Source organism: Serratia sp. K1WW1 (assembly GCF_055790865.1).
In genome coordinates this window covers 5358572-5375083 of sequence record NZ_CM147697.1, presented here as the reverse complement: position 1 = coordinate 5375083, position 16512 = coordinate 5358572, and the positions used below count along the sequence as shown (strand labels likewise).

Here is a 16512-nt window from a genome sequence, read left to right as displayed (position 1 = left end):
CTTGGATGAGAAAGCGATCGAGTTTGCTGGGATTGTAGTGGCTCACCTTGGATGAGAAAGCGATCGAGTTTGCTGAGATTGTAGTGACTCACCTTGGCTCAAGTGACGCTCAAGCTTTGCTGAGATTATCTTCTTTCTCCCAACAGGGCAGGGACTTTCAGCTCCCTCTCCCTGTGGGAGAGGGTTGGGGTGAGGGGCCGATTATCCCTGTTTTTGCTGTTTTTTTCCGCAAACGCATCGGTGGTTGCAAATTGCCCTTGCGCGCTTTGATGGCTTTGGTTAGTATTCACACCCGCTTCAGTGGGCTGTTTTAGTGACACGCCACGCCTTCTTTAGTTTGGAAGCATCTGGGGTGAGAAGCATTTGGCACGCGGTGAACCCGCAAGGATACAGGTACCACTATGTACGAAGCTCTTCTGGTAATTTTCTTGCTGATATCGATCGGGCTAGTCGCTCTGATCATGCTACAGCAAGGTAAAGGCGCTGATATGGGAGCCTCATTCGGAGCAGGTGCTTCTGGCACATTCTTCGGATCGACCGGTTCAGGCAACTTTATGACCCGCATGACGGCTGTTCTGGCGACGCTGTTCTTCGTCATCAGTCTGATCCTGGGCAACCTGAGCACCAATCAGGGCAAGAAAGGCAGCGAGTGGGAAAACCTGGGTCAGCCAGCGCAAACTGAGCAGACCAGCACTCCGGCAGCACCCGCTAAACCGGTCAGTGATATCCCGCAATAAGCCGCTGAAAAGTTTTAAAACGGTTGTTTTCGACCTCAATAGAAACAGCCGTTAGCAGTAAAAATCAGTACCGAGGTGGTGGAATTGGTAGACACGCTACCTTGAGGTGGTAGTGCCCTAACGGGCTTGTGGGTTCGAGTCCCATCCTCGGTACCAAATCCCAGAGATAACTTGCGTTTTTGCAATTATCGGCGTAATATTTGCCACGTTTTCGGACGCGGGGTGGAGCAGCCTGGTAGCTCGTCGGGCTCATAACCCGAAGGTCGTCGGTTCAAATCCGGCCCCCGCAACCACTTTCCTTTAAGTGTCTATTTTCAAATACACTTTTCGATTGAATTCCGCTTTTCTCGATCAACATTTGAAAATGACACTTGCTAGAAAGTTGCACCGAAGCCGCTTTGCGGCAAACAGGGTCCAGTTGCATAAAGCCCCGAATTTTCGGGGTTTTTTGTTATTTGGCAACAGAATCACTGGGCTATTAGGCCCTTTTTTTATGTCTTGGGGGTGGGCTTGTCCACATTAGAGCAAAAATTAACAGAGATGCTTTCCGCACCGGTAGAGGCGTTGGGCTTTGAGCTCGTAGGCATCGAATTTATTCGGGCGCGCCAATCGACACTACGCATCTATATTGATAGTGACAACGGAATCAATGTTGATGATTGCGCTGATGTCAGCCACCAGGTCAGCGCTGTGCTGGACGTCGAAGATCCGATTACGGTCGCTTACAACCTGGAAGTTTCCTCTCCTGGCCTTGAGCGCCCTATGTTCACCGCGGAACACTATCAACGTTTCCTCGGTGAAGAAGTCAGCGTTGTTCTGCGTATGGCGATACAAAACCGCCGCAAATGGCAGGGCATCATCAAGTCTGTAGAAGGCGAGATGATCACGGTTACTGTGGATGGGAAAGATGAAGTGTTCGCGCTGAGCAATATTCAGAAAGCGAACCTGGTACCCCACTTTTAAAGTTTGGATGAGGCAACTAGGATGAACAAAGAGATTCTGGCTGTTGTTGAAGCAGTTTCCAATGAAAAATCCCTACCACGTGAGAAGATTTTCGAAGCCCTGGAAACCGCTTTAGCCACCGCCACCAAGAAAAAATATGAGCAGGAAATCGAGGTCCGTGTCAGCATTGACCGTAAGACTGGCGATTTCGATACCTTCCGCCGTTGGGTTGCCGTTGATGAAGTGACCCAGCCAACGCGTGAGATCACGCTGGAAGCTGCACAGTATGAAGATCCGTCCATAGAACTGGGCGGTTATATCGAAGATCAGATCGAATCTGTGACCTTCGACCGTATCACCACTCAGACCGCTAAGCAGGTTATCGTACAGAAAGTGCGTGAAGCCGAGCGCGCGATGGTGGTTGACGCCTTCCGCCAACACGAAGGTGAGATCGTCACCGGCGTGGTGAAAAAAGTTAACCGTGACAGCATTGCGCTGGATCTGGGTAGCAACGCCGAAGCGGTCATTGGCCGTGAAGACATGCTGCCACGCGAAAACTTCCGCCCGGGTGACCGTATCCGCGGTGTACTGTACGCAGTTCGTCCGGAAGCGCGCGGTGCGCAACTGTTCGTCAGCCGTTCCAGCCCGGATATGCTCAAAGAGCTGTTCCGCATCGAAGTGCCGGAAATTGGCGAAGAAGTGATTGAGATTAAAGCGGCAGCCCGCGATCCTGGCTCCCGTGCAAAAATTGCCGTGAAAACCAACGACAAGCGTATCGACCCGGTCGGTGCCTGTGTCGGTATGCGCGGTGCCCGCGTCCAGGCCGTTTCTAGCGAGCTTGGCGGGGAACGTATTGATATCATCCTGTGGGATGATAACCCTGCACAGTTCGTCATTAACGCCATGGCCCCGGCAGATGTTGCCTCGATCGTGGTAGATGAAGATCGGTGCACGATGGATATCGCCGTTGAAGCCAGCAACCTGGCACAGGCGATCGGCCGTAATGGCCAAAACGTGCGTTTAGCTTCCCAACTGTTGAAACAGCATCGTGATGATGATCGCTGGGAACTGAACGTGATGACGGCGGACGATCTGCAGGCCAAGCATCAGGCCGAGGCTCATGCCGCCATTGATACCTTCACCAAGTATCTTGATATCGACGAAGATTTCGCCACCGTTCTGGTCGAAGAAGGCTTCTCTACGCTGGAAGAACTGGCTTACGTGCCAATCAAAGAGCTGCTGGAAATCGACGGTCTGGATGAAGATATGGTTGAAGCGTTGCGCGATCGCGCCAAAGCTGCATTGACCACGCTGGCCCTGGCACAGGAAGAAAGCCTGGGCGACCAAAAACCTGCTGATGATTTGCTCAACCTTCCAGGTCTTGAGCGCAGCATGGCCTTTAAACTGGCCGCGCGTGGGGTTTGTACGCTGGAAGATCTTGCCGAGCAGGGTGTTGACGATCTGGCTGATATTGAAGGGCTTAGCGATGAGCAAGCCGGCGAGCTGATTATGGCCGCACGTAATATCTGTTGGTTTGGCGACAACGCGTAATAACTGTAGCAGGAAGGAACAGCATGACGACAGATGTAACCGTAAAATCGCTGGCAGCAGAGATACAGACACCGGTTGATCGCCTGGTACAGCAGTTTGCTGATGCAGGGATCAACAAGTCTGAGACCGACTCTGTGACACAGCACGAGAAAGAAACCTTATTGGCGCACCTGAACCGTGAACACGGTAGTGCGCCAAGCAAACTCACGTTGCAGCGCAAAACGCGCAGCACCTTGAATATTCCGAGCACCGGCGGTAAGAGTAAATCGGTGCAAATTGAGGTCCGCAAGAAACGCACTTATGTAAATCGCGATCCGCAGGAAGCCCAACAGGCTGAAGCGGCTGAGCAGGCACAGCGTGAAGCGGAAGAGCAGGCAAGGCGCGAAGCGGAAGAGCTAGCGAAACGCGAAGCAGAAGCTAAGCGCGCAGCCGAAGAGCAAGCCAAACGTGAGGCCGCGGAGATTGCTAAGCGTAATTCAGCGGAAAAAGAAAAAGTGACCAATCAACATACCGACGAAATGACCAAGCCAGCTCAGGCAGAAAAAGCACGCCGTGAAGCCGAAGCCGCCGAACTGAAACGTAAAGCGGAAGAAGAAGTACGCCGCAAGGTGGAAGAAGACGCCAAACGCGTAGCGGAAGAAGCGCGCCGTATGGCCGAAGAAAACGGTGAGAAGTGGGCCGAAGCCGAAGCAGCAAGCGCTGCGGTTGAAACAGCCGACTACCACGTAACCACCTCCGAGCACGCTCGTGCTGCCGAAGACGAAAACGACGCCAAAGTTGAAGGTGAGCGCCGTAGCCGTACTCGCGGTGGCAAAGCGACCAAACAGAAGAAAGGCAACAAGCTCTCCGAGTCTAAAGCAGACCGCGAAGAAGCTCGCACCATGACCCGTGGCGGTAAAGGCAAGCGTAAGCCAAGCACCCTGCAGCAGGGCTTTAACAAGCCAGCTCAGGTAGTGAACCGTGACGTGGTGATCGGCGAGACCATCACCGTTGCCGAACTGGCTAACAAGATGGCGGTAAAAGGTTCTCAGGTCATCAAAGCGATGATGAAGCTGGGCGCTATGGCCACCATCAACCAGGTCATCGACCAGGAAACCGCACAGCTGGTTGCCGAAGAGATGGGCCACAAAGTTATCCTGCGTCGTGAGAACGAGCTGGAAGAAGCGCTGATGAGCGACCGTGATACCGGCGCAGGTGCCGAGTCTCGTGCGCCAGTCGTGACCATCATGGGCCACGTTGACCATGGTAAAACCTCTCTGCTCGACTACATCCGCTCCACCAAGGTGGCAGTTGGCGAAGCCGGTGGTATTACCCAGCACATCGGTGCTTACCACGTAGAAACCGAAAACGGCATGATCACCTTCCTGGATACCCCAGGCCACGCAGCGTTTACCTCAATGCGTGCTCGTGGTGCTCAGGCGACCGATATCGTAGTTCTGGTAGTAGCAGCAGACGACGGCGTGATGCCACAAACCATCGAAGCCATTCAGCATGCTCAGGCGGCTAAAGTGCCATTGGTGGTTGCGGTAAACAAAATTGATAAGCCAGAAGCCGATCCGGACCGCGTTAAGCAAGAGCTGTCTCAGTATGGCGTTATGCCAGAAGAGTGGGGCGGTGAAGCTCAGTTCGTCCACGTATCTGCGAAAGCCGGTACCGGTATCGACGAACTGTTGAACGCTATCCTGCTGCAGGCCGAAGTTCTCGAACTGAAAGCGGTTCGTAGCGGCATGGCGAGCGGTGTGGTAATCGAATCCTTCCTGGATAAAGGCCGTGGCCCAGTGGCTACCGTGCTGGTACAGGAAGGGACGCTGAACAAGGGCGATATCGTCCTGTGTGGCTTCGAGTATGGTCGTGTTCGTGCGATGCGTGACGAATTGGGCCGTGAAGTGACCTCTGCGGGTCCTTCTATCCCAGTTGAGATCCTGGGCCTGTCCAGCGTTCCTGCTGCGGGTGACGAAGCGACCGTAGTGCGTGACGAGAAGAAAGCGCGTGAAGTTGCGCTGTACCGTCAAGGCAAGTTCCGCGAAGTCAAACTGGCTCGCCAGCAGAAATCTAAACTGGAGAACATGTTCGCGAACATGACCGAAGGTGAAGTTTCTGAACTGAACATCGTGCTGAAAACCGACGTACAGGGTACCTGTGAAGCGATTTCCGATTCACTGCAGAAACTCTCCACCGACGAAGTGAAGGTGAAGATTGTGGGTTCTGGCGTAGGTGGTATCACCGAAACCGACGCGACCCTGGCTGCGGCATCCAACGCCATCATCCTGGGCTTCAACGTGCGTGCGGATGCTTCTGCCCGCCGCGTGATCGAGTCAGAAAGCCTGGATCTGCGTTACTACTCCGTGATCTATAACCTGATCGACGAAGTGAAGCAGGCGATGAGCGGTATGTTGGCGCCTGAGTACAAACAGCAGATCATCGGTCTGGCTGAAGTACGTGATGTGTTCAAATCACCTAAGTTCGGCGCTGTTGCTGGCTGTATGGTGACCGAAGGCAACATCAAGCGTCACAACCCAATCCGCGTGCTGCGTGACAACGTGGTTATCTATGAAGGCGAGCTGGAATCCCTGCGCCGCTTCAAAGATGACGTTAACGAAGTCCGTAACGGTATGGAATGTGGTATCGGCGTTAAGAACTACAACGACGTGCGCGTTGGCGACATGATCGAAGTGTTCGAAATCATCGAGATCCAGCGTACTATCGCTTAAGCCTCGAAAAACGCTTAAATCTGTTTTTAGGGGGGCCTTGTGCCCCCCGATTTGTCTGGAGGGTTTCCAAATGGCAAAAGAATTCAGCCGCGGTCAACGCGTGGCACAAGAAATGCAAAAAGAGATTGCGATGATCTTGCAGCGTGAAGTCAAAGATCCGCGTGTCGGCATGGCTACCGTTTCAGGTGTTGAAGTGTCTCGCGATCTGGCTTACGCCAAAGTTTATGTCACCTTCCTGAACGTGCTGACCGAAAACCACGATCCGGATCTGGTGACCAACGGCATTAAAGCGTTGCAGGATGCCTCTGGCTATATCCGTACGCTACTGGGCAAAGCGATGCGCCTGCGCGTAGTGCCGGAACTGACCTTCTCCTACGATAACTCACTGGTTGAAGGCATGCGTATGTCCAACCTGGTGACCAACGTAGTGAAGAACGATGCCGAACGTCGCAATGCATCAGGCGATGAAGAGGAGGCTTAATGAGTCGCCCTCGCCGTCGCGGCCGTGACATTCACGGTGTACTGCTGCTGGACAAACCGCAGGGCCTGTCGTCTAACGATGCCCTGCAAAAAGTAAAGCGTATCTACAATGCCAACCGCGCGGGCCACACCGGCGCGCTCGATCCACTGGCGACCGGTATGCTGCCAATCTGTCTGGGGGAGGCCACCAAATTCTCCCAATATCTGCTCGATTCCGACAAGCGTTACCGCGTGATTGCCCGTTTGGGCCAGCGCACGGACACCTCGGATGCCGATGGTCAGATCGTGCAGGAGCGGCCGGTAAACTTCACCCAGGCGCAGCTCGATACCGCGCTGGACACCTTCAGGGGGAACATCCAGCAGGTGCCTTCGATGTATTCCGCACTGAAATACCAGGGCAAAAAGCTGTATGAATATGCTCGCCAGGGTATCGAAGTCCCGCGTGAAGCACGCAGCATCACCGTGTATGAGTTGCAGTTTATCCGCTGGGAAGGGGATGAGCTTGAGCTGGAAATTCACTGCTCAAAAGGCACCTACATCCGCACTATCACGGATGACCTCGGTGAGTTGCTGGGCTGTGGCGCACACGTGATTTATCTGCGCCGCCTGCAGGTGGCGAAGTACCCGATCGCCCGCATGGTCACGCTGGAACAGTTGAATGCTCTAGTGGAGCAGGCACAGGAGCAGGGCATTGCGCCAAGCGAACTGCTCGATCCGTTGCTGATGCCGATGGATAGCCCGGCCGAAGATTTCCCTGAAGTGAACCTGCTGCCAGCGGTAGCGGGTTACGTCAAACAGGGGCAGCCGGTGCAGGCCGCAGGGGCTCCGGCCTCGGGTCTGGTGCGCATTACCGAAGGCGAAGAACGTAAATTTATCGGCATTGGCGAGATTGCCGATGATGGCCGAGTCGCGCCGCGCCGCCTGGTTGTTGAATATTTCGACTGACCTGCCCGCCTTGCGATCGCCCTGCGCTAAGAGTAGAATGGCGCAGCTTATGCATTGGGTTGCTGAATTAGAGATCGGCGCCTGTATTTATTATCTATAATTTTGGAGTATGACAATGTCTCTAAGTGTTGAAGCTAAAGCTAAAATCGTAGCTGACTTCGGTCGTGGTACTAACGACAGCGGTTCTACCGAAGTTCAGGTTGCCCTGTTGACTGCGCAGATCAACCATCTGCAAGGCCACTTCTCAGAGCACAAAAAAGATCACCACAGCCGTCGTGGTCTGCTGCGTATGGTTTCTCAGCGTCGTAAGCTGCTGGACTACCTGAAGCGTAAAGATGTAGCACGTTACACCAGCCTGATCGAGCGTCTGGGTCTGCGTCGCTAATCGAGCAAGTTTCAGTAGAAAGGGGCCAAATGTGGCCCCTTTCTTCTAGGAAGCATAAGCAAATCAGGTTAATGTATTACTGAGGATCTTCCGTTACAGAGGTTCGCGCGGCTAATGAGAGGCTTTATCTCATGAGAGATAAGGATTGTCATTAGTCGCGAGGATGTAGTGAGAAGGTCAGTGAACCACAGGCGTGTCGAGTCGAAGAACGATTGCGCGCCCCCAATTAAGGATTAAATTTTGCTGACTCCGATTATTCGCAAATTCCAGTATGGCCAACACACCGTGACGCTTGAGACCGGTATGATGGCACGTCAAGCCACTGCCGCCGTGATGGTGAGCATGGATGACACCGCAGTATTCGTCACCGTAGTAGGCCAGAAGAAAGCCAAACCAGGCCAGAGCTTCTTCCCTCTGACCGTGAACTATCAGGAGCGTACCTACGCTGCTGGCCGTATCCCGGGTAGCTTCTTCCGTCGTGAAGGCCGTCCGAGCGAAGGCGAAACCCTGACTTCCCGTCTGATCGACCGTCCGATCCGCCCACTGTTCCCGGATAGCTTCCTGAACGAAGTGCAAGTGATCGCTACCGTGGTTTCTGTGAACCCACAGGTGAACCCAGACATCGTAGCGATGATCGGTGCCTCTGCTGCCCTGAGCCTGTCCGGTATTCCGTTCAATGGCCCAATCGGTTCTGCACGCGTGGGTTATATCAACAATCAGTACGTACTGAACCCAACTACCGATGAGCTGAAAGAAAGCAGCCTGGATCTGGTGGTTGCCGGTACCGCTGGTGCAGTACTGATGGTGGAATCCGAAGCTGACGTGCTGAGCGAAGATCAGATGCTGGGCGCAGTCGTGTTTGGCCATGACCAACAGCAAATCGTTATCGAAAACATTAACGCTCTGGTTGCCGAAGCTGGCAAGCCGAAGTGGGATTGGCAGGCACCAGCAGTTAACGAAGCGCTGCATGCGCGCGTAGCTGAGCTGGCCGAAAGCCGTCTGGGCGATGCTTACCACATCACCGAAAAACAAGAGCGTTACGCTCAGGTTGATGCGATCAAAGACAGCGTAGTGGAAACTCTGCTGGCGCAAGACGAAACTCTGGACGCGTCTGAAATTCAGGACATCCTGGGTACCGTTGAGAAAAACGTCGTACGTAGCCGTGTGCTGCGTGGCGAGCCGCGTATCGATGGCCGTGAGAAAGACATGATCCGTGGTCTGGACGTGCGCACTGGCGTTCTGCCACGTACCCACGGTTCTGCACTGTTCACCCGTGGTGAAACTCAGGCGCTGGTTACCGCCACTCTGGGTACCGCGCGTGACGCACAGAACATCGACGAGCTGATGGGCGAGAAAACCGACAGCTTCCTGTTCCACTACAACTTCCCTCCGTACTCTGTTGGTGAAACCGGCATGGTAGGTTCACCGAAGCGTCGTGAAATCGGCCATGGTCGTCTGGCAAAACGTGGCGTTTTAGCTATGATGCCTAAACCAGAAGATTTCCCGTACACCGTACGTGTGGTGTCTGAAATCACCGAATCCAACGGTTCTTCTTCAATGGCTTCCGTTTGTGGTGCTTCTCTGGCACTGATGGACGCAGGTGTGCCAATCAAGGCCGCCGTTGCGGGTATCGCAATGGGCCTGGTGAAAGAAGAAGAAAACTTTGTGGTACTGTCTGATATTCTGGGTGACGAAGATCACCTGGGCGACATGGACTTCAAAGTGGCCGGTAGCCGCGATGGTATCACCGCGCTGCAGATGGACATTAAAATTGAAGGTATCACCCGCGAAATCATGCAGGTGGCTCTGAACCAGGCCAAGGGTGCGCGTCTGCACATTCTGGGCGTGATGGAACAGGCTATCAGCACGCCACGTGGCGATATCTCTGAGTTCGCACCGCGTATTCACACCATCAAGATCAATCCAGACAAGATCAAAGATGTGATCGGTAAAGGCGGCTCAGTCATCCGTGCGTTGACCGAAGAAACTGGCACCACCATCGAAATTGAAGATGACGGTACAGTGAAGATTGCTGCAACCGACGGCGACAAGGCGAAGTTCGCTATCCGCCGCATCGAAGAGATCACCGCTGAGATCGAAGTTGGCCGTGTGTATCAGGGTAAAGTGACCCGTATCGTTGATTTTGGTGCCTTCGTGGCCATCGGCGGCGGTAAAGAAGGCCTGGTGCACATCTCTCAAATCGCCGACAAGCGCGTTGAGAAAGTGACCGACTATCTGCAGATGGGTCAGGAAGTACCGGTTAAGGTAATGGAAGTTGATCGCCAGGGCCGTGTGCGCCTGAGCATCAAAGAAGCTACAGCACCAGAATCCGCTGCGGCTCCTGCACCAGAAGCAGAATAACTGTATCAGCAGTTTTACAGCTCCCTGCCGTTAGGGTTGGGGGCTGTCCTTATCGCGTGGGTAGGATACTCGCGTATTAGCAAGCGGAGGACAGGACGTTCATCCAATGTTTGTCTTCGGGAGTGGGAAATGAAGCCTTTCTTGCGCTGGTGTTACGTTGCGACAGCACTATTGCTGGCAGGATGCAGCAACCATGATTGGCGTAAAGACGAAGTTCTGGCTATTCCGTTGCAGCCTACACTGCAGCAGGAAGTGATCCTGGCGCGCATGGAACAAATACTTGCCAGCCGGGCATTAACGGACGATGAGCGAGCACAGCTTTTATATGAGCGCGGTGTGCTGTATGATAGTCTTGGTTTACGTGCTCTAGCGCGCAATGACTTTTCACAAGCGCTAGCGATACGTCCTGATATGCCAGAAGTTTTCAACTACCTGGGCATTTACTTAACGCAGGCAGGCAATTTTGATGCTGCCTATGAAGCGTTTGATTCTGTACTAGAGCTTGATCCAACTTACAATTACGCGCGTTTAAACCGGGGCATCGCACTGTATTATGGCGGCCGCTTCCCGTTGGCGCAGGATGATCTGCAGGCGTTTTATCAAGACGACCCAAACGATCCCTTCCGTTCGCTGTGGCTTTATCTGGTGGAACGAGAAATCGATCCCAAGATGGCTACCGTCTCGCTCCAGCAGCGTTATGACAAATCGGACAGAGGGCAATGGGGATGGAATATTGTCGAATTCTACCTGGGCAAAATCAGCGAAAAAACGCTGATGGAACGCCTCAAGGCAGATGCAACGGATAACACTTCGCTCGCTGAGCATCTCAGTGAAACTGACTTCTATTTAGGTAAGCACTACCTAAGTCTGGGGGACAAGGACACCGCTTCGGCGCTGTTCAAACTGACGGTGGCTAACAACGTTCATAACTTTGTTGAGCACCGCTATGCATTGTTGGAATTGGCGCTGTTGGGCCAAGAACAAGACGACCTATCGGAATCGGACCAGCAATAGCTGACGGACACTTATCAGCCTGATTTACATTGGTTTTTTGACCAAAGTAATCGCCTTAACGGGCGAGGGCTTTTTTGTCTGTTTTATAATCTAATTTGAGCCGGTTCACACTTTTCAATGAAAATGACTGAAAATTTTCTCGACGAGTTATGTAGACTGGCTGCCATTATTAATGAGGCACGTGTACATGACTACTGAGCTTGAAACCTCTTTTGCTGACCTGGGGCTGTCTGCTCCTATCATTGCTGCCCTGACCGATCTGGGCTACGAAAAACCATCACCGATCCAGGCTGAGTGTATTCCTCACCTGTTGAACGGTCGCGACGTGCTGGGCATGGCGCAGACCGGTAGTGGTAAAACTGCGGCGTTCTCGCTGCCCCTGCTGCACAACCTCGATGCAGCCCTGAAAGCACCACAAATCCTGGTACTGGCTCCAACCCGCGAACTGGCGGTTCAGGTAGCTGAAGCCATGACCGATTTCTCCAAGCACATGCATGGCGTTAACGTGGTGGCCCTGTACGGTGGCCAACGTTATGACGTGCAGCTGCGCGCTCTGCGTCAGGGCCCGCAAATCGTAGTAGGGACCCCAGGCCGTCTGCTGGATCACCTGAAACGTGGCACCCTGAACCTTTCTGGCCTGAAAGGCCTGGTTCTGGACGAAGCCGACGAAATGCTGCGCATGGGCTTTATCGAAGACGTAGAAACCATCATGGCGGAGATCCCGGCTGAACATCAGACCGCGCTGTTCTCTGCGACCATGCCGGAAGCGATCCGTCGTATTACCCGTCGCTTCATGAAAGATCCACAGGAAGTGCGCATTCAGTCCAGCATCACTACTCGTCCAGACATCAGCCAGAGCTACTGGACCGTGCAGGGCATGCGTAAAAACGAAGCGCTGGTGCGTTTCCTGGAAGCGGAAGATTTTGACGCGGCGATCATCTTCGTGCGTACCAAAAATGCGACCCTGGAAGTGGCTGAAGCGCTGGAGCGCAGCGGTTACAACAGCGCCGCACTGAACGGTGACATGAACCAGGCGCTGCGTGAGCAGACCCTGGAGCGTCTGAAAAGTGGCCGTCTGGATATTCTGATCGCCACCGACGTTGCCGCTCGTGGTCTGGACGTTGAGCGTATCAGCCTGGTAGTAAACTATGATATCCCTATGGATTCAGAGTCTTACGTTCACCGTATCGGCCGTACCGGTCGTGCTGGCCGTGCTGGCCGCGCGCTGCTGTTCGTCGAAAACCGCGAACGCCGCCTGCTGCGCAACATCGAACGCACCATGAAGCTGACCATCCCTGAAGTCGAGCTGCCAAACGCAGATCTGCTGGGTGAGCGCCGCCTGGCCAAGTTTGCCGCTAAAGTTCAGCAGCAGCTGGAAAGCAGCGATCTGGATATGTACCGTGCGCTGCTGGCTAAGCTGCAGCCGGGTGAAGATCTGGATATGGAAACGTTAGCCGCTGCACTGCTGAAAATGGCACAGGGCGAACGTCCTCTGATCCTGCCACCAGATCCAGTGTTCAAACCGCGTCAACGTCGTGAGTTCAACGACCGTGATGATCGCGGTGGCGAGCGTAGCAACGACCGTCGTCGTGACGCACGTCCAGACAGCCGTGATGGTGGCGCTGAGCGTCCACGTCGCGAACGCCGTGACGTGGGTGAAATGCAGCTGTACCGCATTGAAGTTGGCCGTGATGACGGCGTGGAAGTTCGTCATATCGTTGGCGCGATCGCTAACGAAGGTGACATCAGCAGCCGTTACATCGGTAACATCAAGCTGTTTGCTTCCCACTCCACCATCGAGCTGCCAAAAGGCATGCCGGGCGAGATCCTGAATCACTTCACTCGCACCCGCATTCTGAACAAGCCGATGAATATGCAACTGCTGGGCGATGCACAGCCGCATGAACGTCGTGAGCGTCCTGCCGGTGGTAACGGTGGTGAGCGCCGTGGCGGTGCCCGTCCATTCAACGGCGAGCGTCGTGAAGGTGCACCAGCACCACGTCGTTCTTTCGGTGAGCGCCGTGAAGGCGGTAATGCTGCCGGTGGCGAACGCCGTGGCGGTAACTTCAACCGTGACAAGCCAGCACCACGCCGTGACGATGCAGCAGCTCCTGCCGCACCACGTCGCCGTTTCGGTGATGCATAAGCGTTGATTTGACCGTATACGGTTAATCAGCTTAGAAACCAGTCTTCGGACTGGTTTTTTTTTGCCTGACATCTCAGTTAAAGCCGCTAAAGGGCGTATCATTCGCAAGGTTTATCTTACGGATGCACAGGAGCTGCCGTGAACTGGCAACAATTCAAATCTCAATACCTGGTGCGCTTTTGGGCGCCTTTACCGGCGGTGATCGCAGCCGGGATCCTCTCGACCTACTATTTCGGTATGACCGGCACCTTCTGGGCGGTAACCGGTGAATTTACCCGTTGGGGCGGCCATATCTTGCAGTGGTTTGGTTTCCACCCCGAGCAGTGGGGCTACTTTAAGGTGATCGGCCTACAGGGCACACCACTCGATCGTATCGATGGACGCATGATAATCGGTATGTTTGCGGGTTGTATCGCCGCCGCGCTGTGGGCCAACAACATCAAATTACGTATGCCACAGCACCGCATCCGCATTGCACAGGCGTTGCTTGGCGGCATCATCGCCGGTTTTGGTGCGCGTTTGGCGATGGGGTGTAACCTGGCGGCCTTCTTCACCGGTATTCCACAGTTCTCGCTGCATGCCTGGTTTTTTGCGCTGGCAACGGCGGCGGGTTCTTACTTCGGTGCCAAATTCACCTTGCTGCCGATGTTCCGTATTCCGGTCAAGCTGCAAAGAGTGAAAGCGGCCTCACCGTTGACGCAAAAACCCGAGCAGGCACGCCGTCGTTTCCGTTTGGGAATGGTGATTTTCTGCCTCACGGTGGCTTGGTCATTATGGACGTTGTTTGATGCGCCGAAACTCGGCATTGCCATGCTGTTTGGTATCGGTTTTGGTCTGCTGATTGAACGGGCGCAGATCTGCTTTACCTCGGCGTTCCGCGATCTGTGGATCACTGGCCGTACGCATATGGCCAAGGCAATTATTATCGGCATGGCGGTTAGCGCCATCGGCATCTTCAGCTATGTGCAATTGGGCGTCTCGCCGAAGATCATGTGGGCCGGGCCCAATGCTGTACTGGGCGGGCTGTTGTTTGGCTTTGGTATTGTGCTGGCGGGCGGCTGCGAAACCGGCTGGATGTATCGTGCGGTAGAAGGCCAGGTCCATTACTGGTGGGTGGGGTTGGGCAACATTATCGGCGCCACGCTGTTAGCCTACTACTGGGACGATCTGGCACCCGCTCTGGCGACCAACTACGACAAGATTAACCTGCTGGATACCTTCGGGCCGATCGGCGGCCTGCTGGTGACCTATCTGCTACTGGCCATAGCCTTTGCCGCGATGCTGTGGTGGGAGAAACGCTTTTTCCGCGCCAAGCCAGATGCGCAGGTGGTGAATTTAAGGAGTGAAGCATGAAACAGACCGAGATCGTGCCGGATTACCGGTTGGATATGGTGGGAGAGCCTTGTCCTTATCCGGCGGTGGCTACGTTAGAGGCTATGCCGCAGCTGAAACCGGGCGAAATACTGGAAGTGATCAGCGACTGCCCGCAGTCGATCAATAATATTCCGCTCGATGCCCGTAATCACGGCTACAAGGTGCTGGATATTCAGCAGGATGGGCCAACCATTCGTTACCTGATCCAGCGTTAATCGAACAAGGGCACCATTATGGTGCCCTCAGATTGATGACTAACCCCACTTTTTCAGGTGGGGTTAGTCTTTCTTAGCGACCGCAGGTCGCGATCGCGATATTTTTCCATAACCCCATCATTTGACCTTTCCTCTCCCCTATCGGGTTCTTCTCGGCTTCCAGGGACGCTTTTAACCAGGCATAAAGGTGATAAAGAAGCGCCAGCAGCGCCATCTTCTTCATATTCTGCGCCGTGGCCGCTAGCAGGCACTGCATCTGCACTTTCGACAGACCACGGAACCGCGCATATCGATGTCCATGGTGTTGTTTCGCATCCGCGAAGCTTCTTTCCACCGTTTCCTTGCGCCGCGCATACACCTTTTTGCCCCATTTCGTCAGTCGCAACCTGTTGGCCTCCTCTTTCGAGGCTTCCCATACGTGCCGCGTTATCGTTTTCTGTGCCTTGCTGTTCTGCGTGCATTGCCCTCTCTGCTCGCACCGCTGGCACACTGCCGGGGCTGAACGGTAATGCCGATAGCCGTTGCGGTCCGTTGTGCTGTATATCAGGAGTTCCTCCGCCGGACACACATACACATCACGCGCCTCGTCATACCTGAAGTGCTTTTTCTGGAAGTCATTCAGGCCTTTGTGTGGCCTGCGATAGCCCGGCACCAACGCGATATCCATCTCCTGCGTCAGATGGCACACCGCCGAGGTAAAATAGCCCGCATCCACACCCACGGCGACCGTATCAAGGTTGAACCGCTCCACCTGCCGTGCCAGCCTGCCGATGAACGGCTGGCTATCGTGCACATTGCCCGGCGTGACATGGGTATCCATGATGATGCCGTGCTTGCCGTCCACCGTGCGGTGGTCCAGATAGAAGAAGCCCTTTGGCTTGTTGTCCCGGTGCATAAAGCCGCTTTCCGGGTCGGTGATGCTGACTTTGGTGTTTTTAACGGCGTCGTTTTTGGTTGTTTTTCTTGCGGCGGGCAGCGGCTTTTTTTCGCGTTTCTTCCTGTCGGCCTCCACGGCGTAATTCAACTGTGTGAAGTATTCACTGACCCCTTCAGGGCGCAGTTCATTCACGGCCTTGCGTGGGTTGGCATCGGCTTTCAGGTGGGTACTGTCGGTGTAAAGTACGCGCCCGTTGGCCATGCCCTGACCCAGAGCCTGTAACACGATATGGTCAAAAATCTGCTGGAAGACATCGCTGTTGTTGAAGCGACGAATGCGGTTCTGGCTCAGGGTTGAGGCGTCGGGGACCTTCTCGGTAAGCCCCATACGCAGGAACCAACGGTAAGCGACATTGACCTGGATTTCCTTGACCAGACGGCGCTCGGAGGGGACACCGAAGAGGTAGCCCAACAGCATCATTTTAATCAGGCGAACGGGGTCGATAGCGGGCCTGCCATTATCGGGGCAATAGAGATGAGCAACGGCCTCGCGGATAAATTCAAAGTCGATAGCGGCATCGATTTGACGAACCAGATGGTCTTCGGGAACCAGTTCATCAAGGGTAATGGTTTCAAACTGGTATTGCTGGGGAGAGGGTTCTTTGAGCATGGCAGTCAGTCCGTTTTTTGCACTGACCTTATTAGATCAAAGTCCTGGCCTCACGGCCAGGACTTTGTCATCAATCTGAGGGCACCATTATGGTGCCCTTATCAT

At 54.3% G+C, this 16512-nt stretch carries 14 protein-coding genes and 2 tRNA genes; 15 read left to right on the top strand and 1 reads right to left on the bottom strand.

What is annotated here, in order from left to right:
* Positions 1-401: 401 nt before the first annotated feature.
* From secG to yedF, 15 genes are all read left to right on the top strand, one after another.
* Complete coding sequence (gene secG / locus ACX9GU_RS24295; RefSeq protein ID WP_024483369.1) at positions 402-737, top strand: preprotein translocase subunit SecG; 336 nt, start codon at positions 402-404, stop codon at positions 735-737.
* Positions 738-806: 69 nt separating this feature from the next.
* Positions 807-893 (top strand) — tRNA-Leu (locus ACX9GU_RS24290).
* Between the two features lie 60 nt (positions 894-953).
* A tRNA-Met gene (locus ACX9GU_RS24285) sits at positions 954-1030 on the top strand.
* A 217-nt stretch (positions 1031-1247) separates the two neighbouring features.
* Complete coding sequence (rimP, locus tag ACX9GU_RS24280) at positions 1248-1700, top strand: ribosome maturation factor RimP (protein WP_024529072.1); 453 nt, start codon at positions 1248-1250, stop codon at positions 1698-1700.
* A 21-nt stretch (positions 1701-1721) separates the two neighbouring features.
* Positions 1722-3230 (top strand): transcription termination factor NusA, encoded by a 1509-nt coding sequence (gene nusA / locus ACX9GU_RS24275; RefSeq protein WP_021179051.1) that lies wholly within the window; start codon positions 1722-1724, stop codon positions 3228-3230.
* A gap of 23 nt (positions 3231-3253) precedes the next feature.
* On the top strand, positions 3254-5941 hold the full coding sequence (gene infB, locus ACX9GU_RS24270; RefSeq protein WP_021807516.1) for a translation initiation factor IF-2: 2688 nt from the start codon (positions 3254-3256) through the stop codon (positions 5939-5941).
* 70 nt (positions 5942-6011) lie between these two features.
* Positions 6012-6422 carry a 30S ribosome-binding factor RbfA gene (gene rbfA, locus ACX9GU_RS24265; RefSeq protein WP_021179053.1) on the top strand — a complete coding sequence of 137 codons (411 nt, stop codon included), beginning with the start codon at positions 6012-6014 and terminating at the stop codon, positions 6420-6422.
* Complete coding sequence (truB, locus tag ACX9GU_RS24260) at positions 6422-7366, top strand: tRNA pseudouridine(55) synthase TruB (protein ID WP_021179054.1); 945 nt, start codon at positions 6422-6424, stop codon at positions 7364-7366. Before rbfA ends, truB begins: the two co-directional genes overlap by 1 nt.
* Positions 7367-7481: 115 nt before the next feature.
* Positions 7482-7751: a 30S ribosomal protein S15 gene (gene rpsO / locus ACX9GU_RS24255; RefSeq protein WP_010279698.1), complete on the top strand. Its 270-nt coding sequence runs from the start codon at positions 7482-7484 to the stop codon at positions 7749-7751.
* A gap of 240 nt (positions 7752-7991) precedes the next feature.
* Positions 7992-10112, top strand: coding sequence for a polyribonucleotide nucleotidyltransferase (gene pnp, locus ACX9GU_RS24250; protein WP_473193190.1), 2121 nt, complete (start codon positions 7992-7994; stop codon positions 10110-10112).
* Positions 10113-10241: 129 nt separating this feature from the next.
* Positions 10242-11126 (top strand): lipoprotein NlpI, encoded by an 885-nt coding sequence (gene nlpI / locus ACX9GU_RS24245; RefSeq protein ID WP_021179056.1) that lies wholly within the window; start codon positions 10242-10244, stop codon positions 11124-11126.
* Positions 11127-11243: 117 nt separating this feature from the next.
* A complete protein-coding gene (gene yrbN, locus ACX9GU_RS24240) occupies positions 11244-11324 on the top strand; it encodes a protein YrbN (RefSeq protein ID WP_096335046.1) in 81 nt (26 codons plus the stop codon).
* Positions 11314-13272 carry a DEAD/DEAH family ATP-dependent RNA helicase gene (locus tag ACX9GU_RS24235; RefSeq protein ID WP_024483375.1) on the top strand — a complete coding sequence of 653 codons (1959 nt, stop codon included), beginning with the start codon at positions 11314-11316 and terminating at the stop codon, positions 13270-13272. Before yrbN ends, ACX9GU_RS24235 begins: the two co-directional genes overlap by 11 nt.
* A gap of 138 nt (positions 13273-13410) precedes the next feature.
* A complete protein-coding gene (yedE, locus tag ACX9GU_RS24230; RefSeq protein WP_473193189.1) occupies positions 13411-14625 on the top strand; it encodes a selenium metabolism membrane protein YedE/FdhT in 1215 nt (404 codons plus the stop codon).
* Positions 14622-14861 carry a sulfurtransferase-like selenium metabolism protein YedF gene (gene yedF / locus ACX9GU_RS24225; protein ID WP_021179059.1) on the top strand — a complete coding sequence of 80 codons (240 nt, stop codon included), beginning with the start codon at positions 14622-14624 and terminating at the stop codon, positions 14859-14861. The genes yedE and yedF overlap by 4 nt, the downstream gene beginning before the upstream one ends.
* Positions 14862-14934: 73 nt before the next feature.
* Here yedF and ACX9GU_RS24220 read toward each other — a convergent pair whose 3' ends face one another.
* Positions 14935-16407: an IS1182 family transposase gene (locus tag ACX9GU_RS24220; RefSeq protein ID WP_473192181.1), complete on the bottom strand. Its 1473-nt coding sequence runs from the start codon at positions 16405-16407 to the stop codon at positions 14935-14937.
* Positions 16408-16512: the final 105 nt, after the last annotated feature.

Coding starts and splice junctions, on each gene's coding strand:
- nusA (WP_021179051.1), top strand. CDS start 1,722: ATGAACAAAGAGATTCTGGCTGTTGTTGAAGCAGTTTCCAATGAAAAA.
- secG (WP_024483369.1), top strand. CDS start 402: ATGTACGAAGCTCTTCTGGTAATTTTCTTGCTGATATCGATCGGGCTA.
- yrbN (WP_096335046.1), top strand. CDS start 11,244: ATGAAAATGACTGAAAATTTTCTCGACGAGTTATGTAGACTGGCTGCC.
- ACX9GU_RS24235 (WP_024483375.1), top strand. CDS start 11,314: ATGACTACTGAGCTTGAAACCTCTTTTGCTGACCTGGGGCTGTCTGCT.
- infB (WP_021807516.1), top strand. CDS start 3,254: ATGACGACAGATGTAACCGTAAAATCGCTGGCAGCAGAGATACAGACA.
- ACX9GU_RS24220 (WP_473192181.1), bottom strand. CDS start 16,407: ATGCTCAAAGAACCCTCTCCCCAGCAATACCAGTTTGAAACCATTACC.
- nlpI (WP_021179056.1), top strand. CDS start 10,242: ATGAAGCCTTTCTTGCGCTGGTGTTACGTTGCGACAGCACTATTGCTG.
- rbfA (WP_021179053.1), top strand. CDS start 6,012: ATGGCAAAAGAATTCAGCCGCGGTCAACGCGTGGCACAAGAAATGCAA.
- yedF (WP_021179059.1), top strand. CDS start 14,622: ATGAAACAGACCGAGATCGTGCCGGATTACCGGTTGGATATGGTGGGA.
- rpsO (WP_010279698.1), top strand. CDS start 7,482: ATGTCTCTAAGTGTTGAAGCTAAAGCTAAAATCGTAGCTGACTTCGGT.
- truB (WP_021179054.1), top strand. CDS start 6,422: ATGAGTCGCCCTCGCCGTCGCGGCCGTGACATTCACGGTGTACTGCTG.